The following is a 19,903-nucleotide window of genomic DNA, read 5'->3' as shown; positions in this document are numbered from 1 at the left end:
CTTATGTACATTCCATATTGGAATGATAGTCATTCTATATATTCATTTTACCTATGAAAGAATGTCATGTAAAATTTTCATTATAAATGAAAGGGGAGATTCACATGAGAAATATGCTAAAAGGAATCGTGCAGGTAGCAGCTTTAATGTGCTTCTCCATGCTGATGAATCAATTAACACACTGGCTAGGATGGAACATACCTGGAAGCATAGTGGGTATCCTAGTGATCTTCATATTGCTCGAGACACATATCGTGCGTTTAGAATGGATCGATATCGGAGCGACATGGCTACTAGCAGAATTACTTCTATTCTTCATTCCGGCAGCCGTTGGCGTGATGAAATATATTCCAATGCTTAAGAGTGATGGCCTTCAGATCTTACTTGTTGTCATCATGAGTACGTTTATTGTCATGGTCAGCACTGGCCTCATGGCAAGTAGAATTTCAAAGATTAGAAGTTCAAAAAAACAAGTGTCTACCACGAATAAAGTAGTATTCAACAAGAGCATTCGAAATGGAAGTGCTTCATGATGACTGCCGTACTATACCTTATCTTAACGCTTAGTGTTTATTATTCCGTTAAATATATTTATAAGAAATGGCCTAAAGTGTATCTGTCACCTTTATTGATTACTCCTTTAGTTCTTGTTATCTTCCTTCTCTCCGTAGGATTACCCTATGAATCCTATAATACCGGGGGACAATGGCTTACCAAATTGTTGCAACCTGCGACCGTCGCATTTGCTGTTCCTTTGTATAAGCATTTTAAAGTATTAAAAAAGCACGCCGTCGAGATTATCGTCAGCGTACTCGTTGGTTCTATTACAGCTATGATCTCATCTATCTTTCTTGCAAAATGGATGCATCTCAGCAATTCACTTGTCACCAGCCTCGTTCCACGTTCCATTACAACACCAATTGCGATCAACGTATCAGAGGTTATCGGGGGCGTTCCTAATATAACAGCCGTATTCGTCATCATGACTGGACTGCTTGGGACAATGATGGGGCCGTCTGTTGTAAGATGGTTTCATTTTGACAATGAAGTGGCTAGAGGGATCTTACTTGGTACAAGTGCTCATGGCATGGGAACATCACAAGCATTTGAGCTTAGTTCACTGAGTGGTACGATTTCAAGCATCTCTATGATTCTAGCTGCCTTAATCACCTTAGGTATAGCACCATCGCTCATGTCGATGTTACTAATACATTAATACTGAATTTTTACAGGTAAGCCTGTACTCGCAGATTCGAATGCTGCATGGGTAACCAATTGCGTCTTGAATGCATCGGCATAATTAGAACGTATGCCGGAGCAATCGCCTGATCGTAATGCTTCAATGAATGCGCTGCTCTCCACTTGATACGGATTACTCCTATTGCTATATGTCGTAGTCTTATTCTGTGTCGTAACCTTCAATTCGCCCACATTCCAATCTAGTATTCCCTCATCTGTGTAGAATGTGATTCCGGAGTTACCCACCTGAGGTGGGAGAACACATGTATTAGATACATTAGCAATGATTCCGCTCCTTAGTTTAAGCGTTACTGTTCCGACATCTGGTACACCCACATGATCATGTTGCTCATGTATCACACGATTACCATACATCGCATACACTTCTTCAACATCACCTAGACAATATCGCAGCATATCTACAATATGTGTTGTCTGTTCAATGAATTGTCCACCTGATCCCTCTTGACGTCTCCACCATGCCACACCTGGCATGCTATCCATCCATTGCCCTAAGGCCATACCGACCTTCTGCTCACGAAGTAATTGTCTCATCTGATCGACAGTATCATGGTACCGAAGATGATAGCCTACGGAGGTCATAAGTGATTTAGCTTCAATCTGTGTTAATAGATGACGAGGTAGTTCAGCATTAATTCCAATGGGCTTCTCCACTAGAAAGGGAATTCCCCTCTTAATTAATTCTTCTTCGATCACACCATGTGCCATCGGTGGAACACAGATATATACAGCATCCAGTTGTTCGGATTCCAACATCATCGTAAGGTCCCCGTATCCAATCGCTCCATATTTGCTGGCCATTTGTATCCCCTTGTCCACATGACTGCCACATATAGCTTGAAGCTTTACACCTTCCATAGCCATTAAGTGATCCGCATGAACTTGGGAGAACCATCCCGTGCCAATTATACCTATTCGCAATTGTTTCATATGATATCTTCCTTTCGACATTCATTGATATATTCATTTCATTCATTCTCTTTTTTAACGGCATAAACAGCATAAGTCACATCACTTTTATCATATAAATTATACAATTGAACTTACCTTGGGGATTTACATATTCATTCACTCACAGCATCACCTCGGGAATTTATACACATAATTATGTATTAATATACTCGGTCTCAACTTATTACTTATTACTATTGATAGCGCTATTATATCACGAAATTCCCTTGTATACCTTACGTTATTCAGGTTGCATAAAAGAAACCGTTACATGCCAATAAAAAAATCAAATGGCTAAATATCAAGTAATAGTGTTGTAGTACCCCTTAAAAAGTGTATAATTTCACTAACAAATAGAGAAAATAAAACGTATTGAGGAGAGATGCTATTATGACTTTTTTAAGGGTAAACGAACCATCTGAGGTAGTGGCTAAGCAATATGTGAATCACATGTTTGAAACGGTACAAATGAGAAATCCACATGAATTGGAATTTCATCAAGCGGTAAAGGAAATATTGGATTCTCTTGTTCCAGTGTTAGCGAGACATCCGAAGTATATCACAGGCGGCATTTTAGAAAGACTAGTTGAGCCCGAAAGACTTATCTCGTTTAGAGTACCTTGGGTAAATGATGTAGGTAAAGTAAGAGTTAGCCGTGGTTACCGAGTTCAGTTCAATAGTGCTATCGGACCTTACAAAGGTGGACTTCGCTTCCATCCATCCGTGAACTCAAGTATTATCAAATTTCTAGGATTTGAACAGACATTCAAAAACTCACTTACAGGTCAACCTATTGGTGGAGGTAAGGGTGGATCGGATTTCAATCCTAAAGGAAAATCAGATGGTGAAATCATGAGATTCACTCAAAGCTTCATGACAGAACTTTATAAATATATTGGTCCAGATACAGACGTCCCAGCTGGTGATATCGGTGTCGGAGCTAGAGAAATCGGATACATGTTCGGACAATACAAGAGAATCCATGGCGGTAACCAAGCTGGTGTTCTAACAGGTAAAGGAATTACTTACGGCGGTAGCTTAGCTCGTCCAGAAGCAACAGGTTACGGTACGGTATATTTCGTAAATGAAATGCTACAAGCTCAATCACTAACGATGGAAGGTAGCACGGTTGTCGTATCTGGTTCAGGAAATGTGGCCATTTATGCCATTGAAAAAGCGACTCAATTCGGTGCGAAAGTAGTTGCATGTAGTGACTCTGACGGTTATGTATATGATCCAGATGGGATCAACTTAGAAACCGTTCAAAGAATTAAAGAAGTCGATCGTGAACGTATCAGCGAATATATCAAAGAGCATCCAAACGCTACCTTCCATCCGGGGTGTGAAGGCATCTGGACGATTCCTTGCGATATTGCCCTTCCTTGTGCGACTCAGAATGAAATTGACGAGGAAGCAGCTAAATTACTTGTGAAGAATGGTGTAAAAGCTGTAGCTGAAGGTGCAAACATGCCATCTACATTAGCTGCCATTGATGTATTCCTTGAGAATGGTATTCTCTTTGGACCTGCTAAAGCAGCGAATGCTGGTGGAGTTGCCGTATCCGCACTTGAGATGTCTCAGAATAGTATGAGATTGGCTTGGACCTTTGAACAAGTGGATAACAAACTACATGAGATCATGATCGATATTTATAAGAACTGTGCTGAAGCAGCTGAAGCCTACGGATATGAAGGTAACCTTGTCGTAGGTGCCAACATTGCTGGATTCACTAAAGTTGCCGACGCTATGTTAGCTCAAGGTGTCATTTAATCATTTCTTAACCAAAGAAAGGCATTCCACAATCAGCACACATGCTGGTTGGTGGGATGCCTTTTTTGACTTCTTGAATTTGAGCGAGCATAATCATATGGGGGGTCTTTTTCTAAATTCCCTTTTGTTCTATTTATTAACCTTTGGAAGGAAGTTATGAATATGTCTTCTCCCATCTTATCTAAACCATTGTTAAGAAAACCTTTTGTATTATTCTCCATTATTCTATTGCTTAAGGGCTATTTGACGTGGGTTGTAACTTTTGGAGATCCACTTCCGTGGAAGCTATTTGTCACTGAACTTCCATTCATTTGGATCTTGTTCAGTCTAGTCGAATGGTTCGCTAGCAAGCGTAAGCTGAACTATTATATGATCATCAATCTATTGGTCACATCCATATTCTTTGCGGTTATTATGTATTATAAATATTATGGTGTCATCGCCACTTATCATGCGTTAGAACAAGTTAATCAGGTTACGGCAGTAAGTAATAGCGTCTTTTCCTTACTTGCTCCTTATTACTTATTTATCTTTACAGATATTATCTTGTTCTTTGGATTGTCCTTACGTAACAAGAAATTCAAAACCTGGAAGTCGCACATATCCATCCCTCGTAAAAATAAATGGATATCTATTGTATTTATAGCCTCATTCGTAGTATGCCTATTTAACGTTCTTCCTAATCGTGCAAGCATGAATGAAATTACACAAGCGCAAGAGATGGGCATTCTAAGCTATGAGGCATATACGATTCTATCGAAAGACGATACGCAGTGGACACCAAGGGATGAGATTACTCAAGAATCGATTGATCAGCTAAAAGAATCGACTTACGCTGTAGCCCCAGCCTACTGGCAGGTGGCACAAGGTAAGAATATCATTATTATTCAAATGGAATCCTTTCAGAACTTCCTAATGAATCTCACAATTGATGGACAAGAAATTACACCAACTATGAATCGCCTTGCTCAAGATGGCCTCTACTTCCCTAACTTCTATCAACAGGTCGGCCAAGGAAACACATCTGACGCAGAGTTTGTTGTGAACACTTCCTTCTATATTCCACCTAAGGGTGCTGCTACCCAGAACTATGCCAACAAAGAATTACCGAGCCTACCTAAATTATTGAAAGAGCTTGGATATGAGAGTGCCACATTTCATACGAATAATGTAGAGTTCTGGAATCGTAGAGAGTTATATGCGGCACTTGGATTCGATCATTATTATGCACAAGAATTCTTCGAGGGTGAAGATGTTGTGTTCTTCGGTGCTTCCGATGAAGTGTTATATAACAAAACCGCTGCTAAACTTCAAGAGATGGATGAAGCAGACGCACCATTCTATGCGCAAGTCATTTCGATGACGGCTCATCACCCTTTTACCATCCCAGAGGACAAATACCAAATGACATTGCCAGAGCGGTATGAAGATACATTCGTTGGGGATTATATCCGTTCACAGAATTACGCGGATTACGCACTGGGCCTGTTCATCGAAGATTTGAAGAAGAGCGGTGTTTGGGATAATAGCTTAATCGTAACTTATGGCGATCATATGGGTCTGCCTATGTATTCCTTAGAGCGTAAGGATAAAGAATTAATGCAAGAAATCTACGGACACGAATACAATTATGTAGATATGTTAAATATCCCACTAATGATTAACGGTACTGGTGTTGTTACACCTACCATTGTACCGTCATTAGGTGGGCAAGTGGATGTGATGCCAACTATCGCTAATCTGGTTGGCGCATCATTGGAAGATCAGATTCACTTCGGTGAAGATTTACTTAACCACAACGATAACCTACTACCCCAGAGATACTATCTTCCGTCCGGTTCCTTCATCAGTGACAATGCCTTGTTCCTTCCAGGTAACGGGTACGCCGATGGAACCCACTACCCTTTTGCCAGCGAAAAGGGCAATCCGCAAGATGCAACAGAAGCTGAATATGAACGAGCCTTGAAGCTTCTTCACTTATCAGATAGCTATGTTAGCCAGTTACCGGATCGGAAGTAGGATATATTGATAAAAGAGTGTTCGTATTTCATGACATCCGTCATGAATCACGAACACTCTTTTGTTCAGAATACATACCGATCTACAAATGATGTATAAATTATTATTAATTTCATGTGATTAGGAGGGAGCGTCAAGAAGTTTGTGTAAATGAAAATATACCTCTCTTGTAAAAGTTGGCTTAGTTTTTGTTAGAGAACATTGCTAGAAGTTCCGATCGAGCTTGATCAAAGCCAATGTGGCAACGGGTAGCAAAGCGTTGGTTGTAGCCCTCAAACTGTGAAACCAAGAACTTCTCTAAAGCTTCTTCATGTGGGAACTGTTCTTTACGCTTCGTATATTTCTTAATCTGTTTGTTAAACGATTCGATTAAATTGGTCGAATAAATACTTCTCCAGATGGGCTTAGGAAAGCTGTAGAACGTGAAGATATAGGGGTTGTCTTGTAGGGACTTAACAACCTTAGGATACATTGCATTCCACTTGTCACAGAAGGCTGTGAGAGCTAACTTACCAGCTTCATCATCTGATCGATAGACGGATTTGAAGTCTTCACAGATTCCTGCTCGATCGCACACGCGAACTTTATGAGCGATATTACGAGCTAAATGAACACAGCACGTTTGGTACTTGGCTTGCGGATAGCTCTCCTGAATCGCATTCGCAATACCTGTCGGTCCATCGGAGATAAACAGAAGGATTTGGTCCGTACCACGCTGTTTCACGTCCTGGAGAAGTTCTTTCCAGATGTAAGCTGATTCGGTTGGTGCGACAGCATACGTGAGTATTTCTTTGGAGCCATCCTCACGAATTCGCACGGCAATGTAGACGGCTTCCTTAGTGTGTGATTGGAACGCTTATATGTCACAACAGTCTGCTGCTTAAACTCTCCATTGTGATCTCGAGGAATGTTTAGCTGCAAGTCTCCATATTCGGTGTGAAGCGTACGAGGGTAGCCAACATTACGAGAGTTGCCTGAATTCGCACCAGTTCGGTCATATTTTTCATGGTCTAGAAATGCTGTAAGTTCGGTCTCTAGCAAATGGTTCATAGGGAAGACCTCTTTCATTGCGAATTTTGTGTGGTAACTCAATTCTATAAGAAAAGGTCTTCCTTTTTCTATTTATCTATTTACACATAATATTTTACGCTCTCAACTTTTCTTTACAACATATTAATAGAGTGATAACTTTAATACGTTTCCAATTACAATTATTAGGAGGAGTTTTAATGAAAAGGTATTTAGCTCTTGCCACTCTAGTTTTAGTGTTAGGAATTAGCCCATTAAGTATGACAGTGAAAGCGGAAGAAGGTCCCCTCCCTCTAGACAAAGATGCTATTAGACAACAAATTAACGAGGAACGTATTAACCAGGTGAATTATCATGTAAATGAATTTGAAAAATTAAATACTGAAGAACAAGCTACTTATTTAAATGAGTATGATATTAACATGAACAACGAACTATTAAGTAGGATCGATTCTCAAGACATTAAAGATGGGGTTAAAGCATTATTTGAAGGCTTAGTTAGATAATGCTTATATTTATACAATGGATGATAATGGTTTCGTTTATGATAAGAATGGTGAAGTTGTCAATACGTTGGACTTAAATCAATATCCAGCCACTTCAAATAAAAGTATCGGAATTCAAGCAGTGGATGGAACTATTCTTGGTTCTAATACCGGTGCTTTTGCTAGACAGGTAACTCCTGTTGGTTATAAAGGTATTCGAACAACTATTGCTTTACCGAGCTCACCGGATGGTTACAAAATTGAGGGAGGCGTACAATACAGCAATGCTAACAATAATTATACGGCAATTATTCGTCCCAAAGGCCTGGTGAAAAATGCCATTCCTGAAAATACTGGTGGAGTTCTTCCAGCAAGATATCTTGCAGGAACATCTCTTATAAGTAACCTTTTATACGATGCTACATCCTCACAATTTAAATATTTCGTTAATGGAACAACCGCTGGTGGAAGCCAATATATCTACTTCTATTATACAAAATCCCTAACTAGTACAGAACAGTCCTACATGTGTGTTAAGAGAGTTACGGCTTTAGCAAAAGAGAATTATACTGGTACGAATATAGAAAAAGTAACCGTAACTTATTCAGGAACGGAGGTAACACAAACCAACGGCACTACGGCTAATTTAGCTACCCTAAGCAGTCATGTTTATAACGGAAAAACATTTGGCACTTCTGATACACCTGCTTCCACCATAACCAAGTCGGGTAGTTTGCCAACTCAAACAATTAAAATAGACACCACTAATCTACAATAATAAATATAACCTTTGTAATCATTTGACGTTATATAATATAATCACGTTAAATAATGAGGAGAGATTAAAATGAGAAAGTCCCTATCAACTTTATCTTTACTTTTTTTAATGTTAATTTTCATAACTAACTCCGCAACTGCAGCGACTAGTAATGATTCCATTGTCAAAAGAGCAGAGAGTCTCTATAAGCCAACGCTCACGAAATTAAGCTTGGATATTATACAAGGTACAAATCATAAAAAACACACTTATAACTCCAAGTATATTCCACTAAAGGATTTGTTTAATGGTTACGTTGATTCATTATCATGGGATGGTAAGAAGAAAACTGTGGTAGTTAAGAATGAAGGGTCTGAATTAATATTTAATTTTTCCAACAATAAAATGACTGAATCAAGTAATCAAATTGTCATCCCATCCGATTGGATTCGCTTAACAAATGGCACTTCTGAAATTAATGCATCTGTCATCACCTATATCTTTGATAGATATGGCGAACCAGGAAAAGACCTAGAGAGGGATGACTGGAAAGAAAAACTGAACTTTTTAGATATAAAAGAAATGGATGGACTTTCAGGTATATCCGATGGATACCTTCATGTTGGAGTCGCGTATAACAAAAAGTAACTATCAGTATAGCTAACTCATAACTTTGTTCGTATAACATCGCTCATTTGCATCTTTTACAACTATATATAACCTTTATGATAAAAGAGTGTTCGTATTTCATGACATCCGTCATGAATCACGAACACTCTTTTGTTCAGAATACATACCGATCTACAAATGATGTTAACTTGTTACCATATCCTTCTTTATCTGCAAAATAGGCATTCCCATGCTGTGCATTAGGGACGGATAGCAATTCCTTATCATTCCCTGCGGCCGCATACAAGCGATGTACCATATCATAGGGAACGAATGTATCTTCATCACCATGAATGAATAGAATCGGAAGCTTCGATCGACTGACCTGATCCAAGGCAGATGCCTCGCCAAAGAAATAACCTGCTCTCAATCTACATACTAAGCTCGTTATCGGTATCAACGGAAATGCAGGTAGCTTATACATTGTCTTTAATTGGTAGGTTAGAATATCCTTCACCGATGTATAGGCACAATCAGAAACAATACACTTCACTTGCTCTGGCAGAGGTTCGCCACTAGCCATCAGTACAGTTGATCCACCCATGGAGATTCCGTGCAGAATAATCTGTGAATCTTGCCCTTGGCTGTCGATAATATAATCAATCCATTGCAGATAATCTTTACGATCATGCCAACCGAAGCCAATATAATGCCCCTCGCTCTGACCGTGTCCTCTATCATCTGGCATTAAGACATGATAACCTAACCCCTGATACATTTTGGCGAAGTTCGACATGTCCCTACCCTGTCCTGAATATCCATGTGCTAGAATCACGACCTTATTGGTATCTGACTGTGCTGGAACATAATAACCTGTTAGTTGCAAACCGTCATTCGATTGCATTCGAATCGTCTGCATAGGTTGCTCCTGCAACCAGTCTGTTGACGTTTCCCATGGATGGGCAGTCTTGATCAAGTTCGGATCAGCGCTGAGGAATTCCTTCTTCGTTCGTAATATACTTAGTTTGTATAGGTATAGGCTAGCTAATATCAGAATGATCATTAGAACCATTACGACAGCCATCGTAACCATAATTGCAGTCTTCATTTGGTTATGCTCTCTCCTTTTCCATTCAGTAACCTTATTATATAGTACCTATTATTATTTTCTTCATTCTATGATGAATAGCTTTTCCACTTCACCCCACAATTATGTTATATTGCCTATGTAGGTATGATTATGTTGGAGGAGGACGATGTGCAGATGGAATACAGAATTGAGAAAGATACAATTGGAGAAATAAAAGTGCCTGCGGACAAGTTATGGGCCGCTCAAACTCAAAGAAGTTTTGAGAACTTTCAAATTGGTACTGAGAAGATGCCAATGAATCTTATCCGCGTATTCTCTATTCTAAAGAAAAGTGCAGCCATAGCCAATGGCAAATTAGGTACAATGGATCCCATTAAGGTGGATGCCATCGTTGAGGCCGCTAACGAAATTATTGATGGTAAGCTGGATGAACACTTCCCACTGGCTGTATGGCAGACCGGTAGTGGTACTCAGTCCAATATGAACGTCAATGAAGTCATTGCCAACCGTGCCAATCAACTTCTAGCTCTGAGAGACAGTCCACTGCGCATTCATCCTAATGATGATGTCAACAAATCACAAAGTTCAAATGATACATTCCCAACAGCCATGCATATGGCTGCGCTCATTGCCGTAGAAGATCAATTACTACCATCTCTAGCACGGCTCAAACAGACATTCCACTCGCAAGTGGAGCAATTCCAAGACATCATTAAGATTGGAAGAACACATCTACAAGATGCCACTCCGATTACATTAGGTCAGGAAGTTAGTGGTTGGTATCGTATGCTTGAGAAGACGGAGACCATGATTCAGCAAAGTGTTGAATATGTGCGAGAACTTGCCATTGGTGGTACAGCCGTTGGAACGGGAATTAACGCCCACCCTAAATTCGGTGACATGGTCGCTGAAGAAATTAGTACAATTACGGGTAAGACGTTCACTTCAGCAAGCAACAAATTCCATTCGCTCACAAGCCATGATGAACTCGTCTATGTTCACGGCGCAGTGAAAGCGCTTGCCGCTGATCTTATGAAGATTGCCAACGATGTCAGATGGTTAGCCAGTGGTCCTCGTTGCGGCATTGGTGAGCTGATTATTCCAGCCAATGAACCCGGAAGCTCCATTATGCCCGGCAAAGTGAATCCAACACAAAGTGAAGCCTTAACAATGGTCGTATGCCAAGTAATGGGTAACGATGCGGCAATTGGATTCGCAGCAAGTCAAGGTAACTTCGAACTCAATGTGTTTAAACCAGTCATTATTTATAATTTCCTTCAATCCGTGGAACTCTTAAGCGATGCTATAAGATCATTCAATGATAATTGTGCCATTGGGATTGAACCAAATCATGCCATCATACAGCGTAATCTAGAGCAATCGCTTATGCTTGTTACAGCTCTTAACCCACATATTGGATATGAGAATGCAGCATCGGTTGCCAAGTTAGCACATCAAGAGGGTCTAACCCTGAAGGAAGCGACTTTACGAAGCAATCTATTAACAGAAGCTCAGTTCGATGAGATTGTAAGACCAGAGTACATGATTCATCCGAAGGAATAGTCATCGTATAGATCCCTAGTATTCAAAAGACCGTCCAGCAATGCTGGACGGTCTTCGTGTTGCTAATGCAATTAATGAACCCATATTGTAAAGCATTGAGCTGGTCCACTCCACCTGTTATGCGGCAACTAGCAAGCTATATTAACCCGCAATCCACCGCATTGTCAGTACATTAGTTGTAAAAAATGCACTTATTCGCGGGGAATGACGCCATTCACGATAAATAGTTGCATAAAGTGATGCTAAAATTCTCAAAACTGACAACTATGGTGGAATTCCAAAAATTAGATGCGCTCTATGCAACTAATATCTACTATTGTTAGGTTACCCTCAAATTAACTGTCCTTTTTGCAACTAAAGCGAGCACTAGCCAGATAGGACTTCTCGAGGTCAATGTTGGACATCATCGACCATATCGATGTCATCACTGAGCGTATTATCCATCACTGAGCGCCTTTATCCATCGTTCAGCACCATTGAGCACCATTGAGCACCATTGAGCACCATTGAGCACCATTGTCCACCGTTGATCATTGTCACTCATCGCAATACCCCTAAGCTTCAAAGAAAGACTTCGGTCGATCGAGATGATAAAGATTACGGTAACGAGGATAGTTCTCCATCAGTTCTGCATGCGTACCTCTCATCTCAATCTTCCCATGCTCCATAAAGATGATCTCATCCATATGTTCTGCGCCTACTAGATGATGTGTTACCCAAATCAGCGATTTGCCCTTAAGCGTCTCAAAGATCGTTGAGAGGAGTTCATTCTCCGTTCGTGGGTCAAGCCCAACGGTAGGTTCATCTAATATGACAACAGGCGTATCTTGAAGCAGAACACGCGCTAACGCGATACGTTGTCGTTCTCCACCTGAGAATCGTTGCCCTGTCTCATGCATAGCTGTCTTGTACCCTTTGGGAAGCGATTCAATCAGTTGATCCATTCTTACTTTCTTAGCTACTTCACGTATTTCCTCGTCAGACGCATCCATTTTACCCAATCGTATATTATTCGTTACGGATGTATCGAATAAATGCGGGCTTTGGTTCAGTACAGCAATGAGACTTGGTATATGCTCCCCAAATCGACTCGCATCGTTCCCCTGAATGGTTGCACTACCCTCTTGCGCAACGACCGCGCCTTGGATCAACTTCAACAACGTAGACTTCCCAGCACCGCTACGCCCTATGATAGCCACTCTCTTGCCTTGTGGAACATCTAGTGTGATGTCTTGGAAAGACCAGTCTAAAGCTTCACCATACCGATAAGAGGCATGGTCGATCTTGATATGTGTATCCATTCTAGCTTGTAACATAGCTTCTTCACTAATCGCTACCATAGAAGAAGGATTCCCAGTTGAATCAGCAACATCATGTTGAACATTTCCCGTATGCTGTTCACCTGCATCTCCAATCTCTGTCAAACGGTCGAAGGACCCCTGGTAACGCGGGATTTTCTCAACAGCATCGGATATGGGAAGAAAGGCATCCATTAATGGGAACGTCACAAGCACAAAGGCTGCAATCAAGGTTGAAGCAATCAACCCATCTTCATATTGCTGACCTGACCAGTAGAGAATACTCACTACAGCGATGCCCACGGTAGCCTGTCCTAACAAGTTCCGCCATCTCGACCAAGTACTCAACTTACGATCTATATCCGCTACTTCTAATTCATCGCCTTCGTATAGTTCTACGAATTGAGCTGGTCTACCGCTAATCACCCAATCACTCATACCCAATACAGCATCTGTCAGCGTCTGGTACAATCGACCACGCTTATGTTGTGATTGCTTGTTCTTCTTCTTAGTTAGCCACAATGAGATCCATGGTAGTACTAGAATAAGAATGAGAAGGTAAAGTGCCATAAACAATGCGAATTGCACATCAAATTGCCCCAGAGCGATAATAGATACGCTATACAAGACTAGAGCAACTAAAATGGGAAAGATCGTACGTAAGTATACATCCTGTAGCTTCTCAATATCCTCAGCAAGAATACCGAGAATATCGCCAGTACGGAATCGAGATGAAATAAATAACGCTTGAGGTTCTAGAATACGATATAACTGTACACGCATCTTCGATAGAATTCTTAGGATGGTATCATGTCCAACCAATCGCTCCACATAATGAACGACAGAACGACTCGTTCCAAACGTTCTAACGATAACGATCTGTACATAAACCATCAAGATATTCTCTGGCCGTAGGGCTGCTTTTGAGATGAGATAACCCGATGAGAACATTAGGCTACTCGCCGTGAGTAACGTCAAGGCACCCAAGGCTACAATGATTACAAACCGCCAGAAGTGCGAAGTAATATAAGGCTTCAACCATTCTTCACGTCTCATTGCACACCCTCCAACTGTGTCGTAATTAATGAATAATACACACCTTTAGTAGTTAGTAGTTCTTCATGTGTTCCGATCTCAGCGACCCTACCTTGATCCATAACAATAATCTGATCCATGTCTGGCATCCAGTGTAGACGATGCGTAGCTAAGAATACGAGCTTCCCTTCAAAAAGAGACAACATCGTCTCCTTCAGTTCATATTCGGTCTCAATGTCTAAATGTGCTGTCGGCTCATCTAACAAAATAACTGGACGATCGCTTAGGAAGGCGCGTGCGAGCGCTACCCTTTGGGCTTGCCCACCACTCAATGCTCGACCCCCACCACCAATCATTTCGGCATAACCGTTAGGTAATGATTTCACAAGATCGGCTAATCCAGCATTCATAATCGCTTGCTCCACTTGGTGCTGACTTGCCTCAGGTGTATAGAACTTCACATTATCCGATAGACTGCTGCTAAATAGATATGGACTTTGTGGAATATACGTCATTTGATTCTGCCACGCGATATCTGTCAGTGCAGAAAGCTCTTGTCCATTCAACTTGATGTTGCCTGAAGTTGGTCTTAGGAATCCACTTAGCACATCAATTAACGTTGATTTACCCGCTCCGCTCTCACCGATAATACCAATCTTCTTCATGCCATGAACGTGCATGGTCACATCTTGTAAAGAATGTGGACCATCCGCTTCATGCTGCACTTGAACTTTAGATAATGATAATTGACTGTTCTCATCCCAGGCATACGTAAATCCCACCGGTAAAGTGAGATCTGATTGTTCAATCGGCATATCGATGATAGCTTGAATAGCTTCTCCAGCCTCTTTCCCATTCAATGTAGCATGATAATCAGCTCCAACCATTCGAATCGGCATGAAATATTCTGGTGCTAACACAAGAATTGTTAACCCTGTTACAAGCATCATATCGCCATTGACCAGACGTAATCCTAGACTCACGGCAACTGAAGCTACCGATAACATCGTGAAGAAGTCTAATGCGAATGAGGATAAGAATGCCACACGCAAGGTCCGCATTGTGGCTTTTCTATAATCATCACTAACGGTCGCAATTGTACTGATATGAGATTTGCTTCGTCCTAAATATTTCAATGTCTCTAACCCACGTAGTGAATCCACGAAGTGGTTCGCTAAATTACGATAAGAGTGCATCTGACTATCCACTTGCTTACGTGATGACAGCCCGATAAGAATCATAAATACAATAAGAATAGGCATCGTTACTAATAGAATAATAGCCGACTGAACATCCTGCGTGAATACATATACGAAGATGACTGCCGGTATGATTCCCGTTGCAACCGTTCGAGGAATAATCAATTCTAAGTACACTCTAAACTTAGATGTCCCGTCTAACACTAACGTTACAATCTTGCCTGTACCTTGTGTCTTAGCGAACCGTGGCCCAAGTTGAAATAACTTGTCCATCAGTTGTTTACGCAATAACGTACCGGTATGCTCAGCATACCGGTACGTTATTTTGGTTTGCACAAAGTTAATAACATGTCGGAGGATAAATGCAAGCAGAAACATGCCTATTCTCTTATGTTGGTCCTGTAATGCCCCTCCGGCAAAGAGGGCAGATACCACTTCTGATAACGCCCTTGCCATCCACAGTATTGATATACTTTGCACTAAGGTCAGCAGTGCCACCGCCATTAGGACGGGTTTGATGCCTTTGAATCCTAATAGGTCACGACCCATTAGTATTCCATATGATCTTTCGCATTTACTCGTTTACTGAATACGTAGTAACTCCAAATCTGGTATCCAAGTACAAACGGTAGTAACGTCAGTGCAACAATGGACATGACCTTTAATGAATATTGTCCAGAAGCAGCATTGGTTATCGTCAAGCTAAATGCATCACTAATCGAGCTAACCATAACACGTGGGAACAATCCGATGAATATGGAAGCGAATAGCACAATGATCACAGCACCCGTCATACTGAAAGCCCAACCGTCTCTTTTGCGAGAAATAAAATATCCTGCTAAGAAATACACGATCACGCCTACAATAGAAGTCACACTAAGAATAGCACCACGTACTTCGAATAGATCTGTTACGTAATACGTCATTACAGCAAATCCAACCAAAAGAATAGCAAGTGGAATTAGTAGCTTCTTAGCCATGTCGCGTGCTCTATCTTGTAAGTCCCCTATGACTCTCAAGGTAGTGAACATTAATCCATGCACTAGACATAGAACGACTACTGTTACTCCTCCAAGCAAGGTATAACTATTCACGATATCTGTAAATCCTGCATTCATATTCATATCTTCTCCAATAGGAACCCCTTGAATAAGACAAGCGAATACAACACCGAATAATAAAGGTGGCAATAAGCTACCGAAGAAGATCACGACATCCCAAGTCTTCTTCCAAGTAACAGAATCTACTTTACCTCTAAATTCAAAGGCTACGCCACGGCCAATTAAGGCCAATAACACAAACACAAGTGCAGTATAGAACCCACTAAATAATGTCGCATACCAATGTGGGAAGGCTGCGAACATCGCACCCCCTGCAGTAATCAACCATACTTCGTTCGCATCCCAGAAGGGACCGATCGAGTTAATTAATACGCGACGTTCAGAATCATTCTTAGCTAATATGGCTGTAGACATGCCTACACCAAAGTCAAATCCTTCTAAGAAGAAGAAACCAATAAACAATACGGCAATCAACAAGAACCACAACTCATTAAGAGACATAATTAACCTCCTTATCAAATGGGTCGTGAGATTCTTCCACATGGGAATCCGAATCATTCGGACCTTTCTTAATGACACGAATGAACAAGTAAACCAATAGAATAGCTAACACCGTGTAAGCTAATGAGAATGTAATTAATGAGAACAAAATTTGACCAGCAGATACATTAGGAGAAATACTATCTTCCGTCTTAAACAATCCAAATACTGTCCATGGCTGACGTCCAATCTCGGTCATAATCCAACCTGCTGAATTCGCAATAAATGGTAATGATATAGACCATATCATGATACGTAGAAACCACTTATTCGTTTGATCTAGCTTTTTACGAGCAACGAGATATGCACCATACATACTTAAAAGGATAAGAACTGATCCCGCTGCTACCATAATGCGGAAACTCCAGAATGTTGTTCGAACGGGTGGAATATAATCCCCTGGACCGTACTTCTGTTCATACTCGGCTTGTAACTGATTCATCCCAATGACTTCACCAGAGAACTTACTATAGGACAAGAAACTTAGCAAATACGGAATTTGGAGCATCTTCCCATTCTCTTTCTCCTTCGGATCTATCGTTGCAAAGACGGTCCAAGGAGCAGGATCGGAGCTAGTGTCCCAAAGCGCTTCTGAAGCAGCCATTTTCATCGGTTGAGTCTCTACTAGATATTGTGCTTGACTATGTCCTACTAGAGCAACACCGATAGAGGACACAAGTCCTACAACAATAGCAATAATGAATGATTTCTTGAAGAACTCATAATCTTGACGTTTCAGCATTTTGTATGCACTAACACCTGTAACAAAGAAAGCCCCTGTCATAAATGCAGCTAGAACGGTATGTGGAATCTCCACTAATGCCTGCCCGTTCGTAATCAATGCAAAGAAGTCGTTCATCTCGGCTCGACCATTATTGATCTCAAATCCAACGGGTCTTTGCATAAAGGAGTTCGCGATTAGAATAAATACAGCAGACATAATCGTTCCTAATGATACTAACCAAATACATAACAAGTGAAGCTTCTTAGATAAACGTTCCCATCCGAAGATCCATATTCCCAAAAAGGTAGACTCTAGGAAAAAGGCTAGCAATGCTTCAATGGCTAGTGGAGCCCCGAATACGTCTCCTACGAATCTAGAGTAATCTGACCAGTTCATTCCGAACTGAAACTCTTGAAGTATTCCTGTTACAATACCTACAGCAAAGTTGATGAGAAACAAATGTCCCCAGAACTTAGCCATTTTCTTGTACACTTCTTTACCTTTGATTACATACATGGTTTCCATAATTGCGATCAATAATGCCAATCCAATAGATAATGGCACAAAAAGAAAATGAAACAGCGTTGTCGACGCGAATTGGATACGTGAGAGCATGACTGGATCCATATAATTATCCCTCTTTCTTATTTCAAATTTTCCATTATCTTATCACTCATGATTAATGATAATGATATTTTTCATATCTTTATATTTTGTCAGAGACTCAGAAAAGGTCATGTGATATTTATCACAGTTAGGGGTGAAAAATAGCCTGAATGTGAAGTTTGTCACACAATATTTAAAAATGACTTGTTACTATTAAAATATCTGGACATTTGTCCAACAAGTAACATGACATTATTTAGAAAGACAATAAAAAGGATCAGCTACTCTATTTTTGTAAAGTAACTGTTCCTATTATCTTTATTAATCTATCTGTTTAGGATTCGCGTTCCACAAAATATTTATTCGTCATATACCAAGCCTCGCCTTTATCCGTAGGGACCTTGCCTTTCTTCTTATCCATGAACACGATCTCTTTACACTTCGAACAGAACCACTTCGTCGTATAGTATTGCGAATAGGTGGTGTATGTCGTTCCACACTTACAATCCACTTTAAAGAACACCAAGTTCTCTTCATAGGCTTGAGATAGCTCATCATTCTTCTCTTGATCAGTCACAGTTATAGGTCTGATCATCTCGACATAATTGGAGAAACGATTCTGTACTTTGAAATCTGCTACAAGGTCTGGATTGAGTCCAAAAAACTCTTTACCTATCGCTGTTATAAATTTAGCATTCAATCTGTAGCATTCTAACCATTCTTGAATCTGTTTATTCGATAAAGGAACCGTTCCTTTGATACCGCTATTCAATGTATATGTCATGATAGTCAGATTCTCGTTGTCTTCGTAATACATTATATCTCGAACCTCCTAACTAATATCTAACTAAATGTACTACTTCTTGCATAGATAATCAAAAGGCTGAAAGAGGGTTGCGACCCTATTTATTCCTAAAAGACTTTAATAACTATGTACTAAGATAGAATAGACGAGAATATAGGTTGTGTTGCTACAGTAGATTCATATCTATAGTTCCTCAAATTATACGTCTAATATATCCTACTAATCAATACTTAAATATCATTATGATTTCAAAAAAAAGGAGTGTATCCCTCTTCTGATGATACAAAGGTAAGTTTACACTCTTCGTTATGGGTAGAATGCATCGCTGATTCATGTCTGATCTACATTAGGTATACATTCGTCTATAACTCATGACCTTTCGATACACTGATTTATCTGATAACTTGTTAAAAATATAGGGGTCGGGGCTCGTATTCACTTCTATAATCCATGGCTTCATAGATACATCAAGCCCTACATCGACACCAATCTGATACAGGCTAGGATATTGTTTTTGTAGACGCTTCGCAATCGTAACACCCAACTTCCTCATCTTTTCAAGGATAGCTTGTTGTTCCTTTAGCGTTAAGTGTGGCGATAGCAATTTCTCAATGGCAACGATCTTACCGCCACTATGATAGTTGGTTACAATTTTACCAGGATGCGCTACTCTCCCAATAATACCTGTTGTCTCCCAAGCTCCTTTACTATTACGTTGAACCATCACTCGAACATCAAATCTACGCTTATGATATCTCAGTAGATGTATACCCATCTGAACTAAATAACTTCGCTTCTTAGTGACCTTCAGCAATGAGTTATAGAAAGCATCAAAATCTTTAAAGTTCTTAGCATTCGTTTCAATCTGGTACGTGAATAAGGTCGTACCCTCCCTTTTCATTTCGGCACGAATCACTCCATTTCCATAAGTGCCCCGTTCTGGCTTAATATAAACCATGCCATGTTTCGTGATCATATTCCAAAGGGTCTTCTTCGTTAATTTAAGTGTTGTTGGGATATACCGTCGTATTTCTGGTTGCTGGATCAGCACATTCGTTTTGGTCCACTTACTTGTTACTGTCCTCACTTGTTGTCCTTTCAT

Annotated in this window: 16 protein-coding genes and 1 pseudogene; 8 read left to right on the top strand and 9 right to left on the bottom strand. The window is 40.4% G+C overall.

The features are described 5' to 3' along the window. Positions 1 to 104 precede the first annotated feature (104 nt). Together ACH8E3_RS08485 and ACH8E3_RS08480 are read left to right on the top strand one after the other, a co-directional pair. Positions 105 to 533: a CidA/LrgA family protein gene (locus ACH8E3_RS08485; protein WP_458632191.1), complete on the top strand. Its 429-nt coding sequence runs from the start codon at positions 105 to 107 to the stop codon at positions 531 to 533. After that, complete coding sequence (locus ACH8E3_RS08480) at positions 530 to 1,216, top strand: CidB/LrgB family autolysis modulator (protein WP_458632190.1); 687 nt, start codon at positions 530 to 532, stop codon at positions 1,214 to 1,216. Before ACH8E3_RS08485 ends, ACH8E3_RS08480 begins: the two co-directional genes overlap by 4 nt. On the opposite strand, the gene ACH8E3_RS08475 is transcribed toward ACH8E3_RS08480, so the two are convergent. Then, entirely contained in the window at positions 1,213 to 2,190 is a 978-nt protein-coding gene (locus ACH8E3_RS08475; protein ID WP_458632189.1) for a Gfo/Idh/MocA family protein, read from the bottom strand. The genes ACH8E3_RS08480 and ACH8E3_RS08475 overlap by 4 nt on opposite strands. Before the next feature lie 411 nt (positions 2,191 to 2,601). Between ACH8E3_RS08475 and gdhA the strand changes: the two genes are divergently transcribed. After that, the gene (gdhA, locus tag ACH8E3_RS08470) at positions 2,602 to 3,981 is read left to right on the top strand and encodes an NADP-specific glutamate dehydrogenase (protein ID WP_458632188.1); all 1,380 of its coding nucleotides are present in this window, start codon (positions 2,602 to 2,604) and stop codon (positions 3,979 to 3,981) included. Between the two features lie 162 nt (positions 3,982 to 4,143). Continuing rightward, positions 4,144 to 6,000 (top strand): LTA synthase family protein, encoded by a 1,857-nt coding sequence (locus tag ACH8E3_RS08465; protein WP_458632187.1) that lies wholly within the window; start codon positions 4,144 to 4,146, stop codon positions 5,998 to 6,000. A 181-nt stretch (positions 6,001 to 6,181) separates the two neighbouring features. On the opposite strand, the pseudogene ACH8E3_RS08460 reads toward ACH8E3_RS08465, so the two are convergent. Continuing rightward, positions 6,182 to 7,068 (bottom strand): annotated as a pseudogene (locus ACH8E3_RS08460) (IS256 family transposase). Positions 7,069 to 7,229: 161 nt separating this feature from the next. Between ACH8E3_RS08460 and ACH8E3_RS08455 the strand changes: the two are divergent. The 3 genes from ACH8E3_RS08455 to ACH8E3_RS08445 all read left to right on the top strand — a co-directional run bounded on the left by ACH8E3_RS08455 (position 7,230) and on the right by ACH8E3_RS08445 (position 8,919). Then, a complete protein-coding gene (locus tag ACH8E3_RS08455; RefSeq protein ID WP_458632186.1) occupies positions 7,230 to 7,535 on the top strand; it encodes a hypothetical protein in 306 nt (101 codons plus the stop codon). Between the two features lie 16 nt (positions 7,536 to 7,551). After that, positions 7,552 to 8,292 carry a hypothetical protein gene (locus tag ACH8E3_RS08450; RefSeq protein ID WP_458632185.1) on the top strand — a complete coding sequence of 247 codons (741 nt, stop codon included), beginning with the start codon at positions 7,552 to 7,554 and terminating at the stop codon, positions 8,290 to 8,292. 69 nt (positions 8,293 to 8,361) lie between these two features. Beyond that, positions 8,362 to 8,919, top strand: coding sequence for a hypothetical protein (locus ACH8E3_RS08445; protein ID WP_458632184.1), 558 nt, complete (start codon positions 8,362 to 8,364; stop codon positions 8,917 to 8,919). A 136-nt stretch (positions 8,920 to 9,055) separates the two neighbouring features. Here the strand turns inward: ACH8E3_RS08445 and ACH8E3_RS08440 are convergent, their stop codons facing one another. Next, positions 9,056 to 9,988, bottom strand: coding sequence for an alpha/beta hydrolase (locus tag ACH8E3_RS08440; protein WP_458632183.1), 933 nt, complete (start codon positions 9,986 to 9,988; stop codon positions 9,056 to 9,058). Between the two features lie 156 nt (positions 9,989 to 10,144). Here ACH8E3_RS08440 and fumC point away from each other — a divergent pair, with 156 nt between their 5' ends. Continuing rightward, entirely contained in the window at positions 10,145 to 11,533 is a 1,389-nt protein-coding gene (gene fumC, locus ACH8E3_RS08435) for a class II fumarate hydratase (RefSeq protein WP_458632182.1), read from the top strand. Positions 11,534 to 12,087: 554 nt separating this feature from the next. Here the strand turns inward: fumC and cydC are convergent. From cydC to ACH8E3_RS08405, 6 genes are all read right to left on the bottom strand, one after another. Next, positions 12,088 to 13,887 carry a thiol reductant ABC exporter subunit CydC gene (gene cydC / locus ACH8E3_RS08430; RefSeq protein ID WP_458632181.1) on the bottom strand — a complete coding sequence of 600 codons (1,800 nt, stop codon included), beginning with the start codon at positions 13,885 to 13,887 and terminating at the stop codon, positions 12,088 to 12,090. Then, on the bottom strand, positions 13,884 to 15,614 hold the full coding sequence (gene cydD / locus ACH8E3_RS08425; RefSeq protein WP_458632180.1) for a thiol reductant ABC exporter subunit CydD: 1,731 nt from the start codon (positions 15,612 to 15,614) through the stop codon (positions 13,884 to 13,886). Before cydD ends, cydC begins: the two co-directional genes overlap by 4 nt. Then, positions 15,614 to 16,630, bottom strand: a complete 1,017-nt coding sequence (gene cydB, locus ACH8E3_RS08420; RefSeq protein WP_458632202.1) for a cytochrome d ubiquinol oxidase subunit II — start codon at positions 16,628 to 16,630, stop codon at positions 15,614 to 15,616. Before cydB ends, cydD begins: the two co-directional genes overlap by 1 nt. Beyond that, positions 16,617 to 18,017 (bottom strand): cytochrome ubiquinol oxidase subunit I, encoded by a 1,401-nt coding sequence (locus tag ACH8E3_RS08415; RefSeq protein ID WP_458632179.1) that lies wholly within the window; start codon positions 18,015 to 18,017, stop codon positions 16,617 to 16,619. The genes cydB and ACH8E3_RS08415 overlap by 14 nt, the downstream gene beginning before the upstream one ends. 313 nt (positions 18,018 to 18,330) lie before the next feature. Continuing rightward, positions 18,331 to 18,813 carry a hypothetical protein gene (locus ACH8E3_RS08410; protein WP_458632178.1) on the bottom strand — a complete coding sequence of 161 codons (483 nt, stop codon included), beginning with the start codon at positions 18,811 to 18,813 and terminating at the stop codon, positions 18,331 to 18,333. 334 nt (positions 18,814 to 19,147) lie between these two features. Next, complete coding sequence (locus ACH8E3_RS08405) at positions 19,148 to 19,903, bottom strand: YheC/YheD family protein (RefSeq protein WP_458632177.1); 756 nt, start codon at positions 19,901 to 19,903, stop codon at positions 19,148 to 19,150.

The organism is Paenibacillus sp. CMAA1364 (assembly GCF_054373195.1).
This window is presented reverse-complemented; position numbering and strand designations above follow the sequence as displayed.

What these genes read in the sequence shown, in the direction of transcription:
- cydD (WP_458632180.1), bottom strand. Translation starts at nt 15,614, where the DNA reads ATGGGTCGTGACCTATTAGGATTCAAAGGCATCAAACCCGTCCTAATG.
- ACH8E3_RS08445 (WP_458632184.1), top strand. Translation starts at nt 8,362, where the DNA reads ATGAGAAAGTCCCTATCAACTTTATCTTTACTTTTTTTAATGTTAATT.
- ACH8E3_RS08415 (WP_458632179.1), bottom strand. Translation starts at nt 18,017, where the DNA reads ATGGATCCAGTCATGCTCTCACGTATCCAATTCGCGTCGACAACGCTG.
- ACH8E3_RS08455 (WP_458632186.1), top strand. Translation starts at nt 7,230, where the DNA reads ATGAAAAGGTATTTAGCTCTTGCCACTCTAGTTTTAGTGTTAGGAATT.
- gdhA (WP_458632188.1), top strand. Translation starts at nt 2,602, where the DNA reads ATGACTTTTTTAAGGGTAAACGAACCATCTGAGGTAGTGGCTAAGCAA.
- ACH8E3_RS08410 (WP_458632178.1), bottom strand. Translation starts at nt 18,813, where the DNA reads ATGTATTACGAAGACAACGAGAATCTGACTATCATGACATATACATTG.
- ACH8E3_RS08475 (WP_458632189.1), bottom strand. Translation starts at nt 2,190, where the DNA reads ATGAAACAATTGCGAATAGGTATAATTGGCACGGGATGGTTCTCCCAA.
- ACH8E3_RS08450 (WP_458632185.1), top strand. Translation starts at nt 7,552, where the DNA reads ATGGATGATAATGGTTTCGTTTATGATAAGAATGGTGAAGTTGTCAAT.
- ACH8E3_RS08485 (WP_458632191.1), top strand. Translation starts at nt 105, where the DNA reads ATGAGAAATATGCTAAAAGGAATCGTGCAGGTAGCAGCTTTAATGTGC.
- ACH8E3_RS08440 (WP_458632183.1), bottom strand. Translation starts at nt 9,988, where the DNA reads ATGAAGACTGCAATTATGGTTACGATGGCTGTCGTAATGGTTCTAATG.
- ACH8E3_RS08405 (WP_458632177.1), bottom strand. Translation starts at nt 19,903, where the DNA reads ATGAAAGGACAACAAGTGAGGACAGTAACAAGTAAGTGGACCAAAACG.
- ACH8E3_RS08480 (WP_458632190.1), top strand. Translation starts at nt 530, where the DNA reads ATGATGACTGCCGTACTATACCTTATCTTAACGCTTAGTGTTTATTAT.
- ACH8E3_RS08465 (WP_458632187.1), top strand. Translation starts at nt 4,144, where the DNA reads ATGTCTTCTCCCATCTTATCTAAACCATTGTTAAGAAAACCTTTTGTA.
- cydC (WP_458632181.1), bottom strand. Translation starts at nt 13,887, where the DNA reads ATGAGACGTGAAGAATGGTTGAAGCCTTATATTACTTCGCACTTCTGG.
- fumC (WP_458632182.1), top strand. Translation starts at nt 10,145, where the DNA reads ATGGAATACAGAATTGAGAAAGATACAATTGGAGAAATAAAAGTGCCT.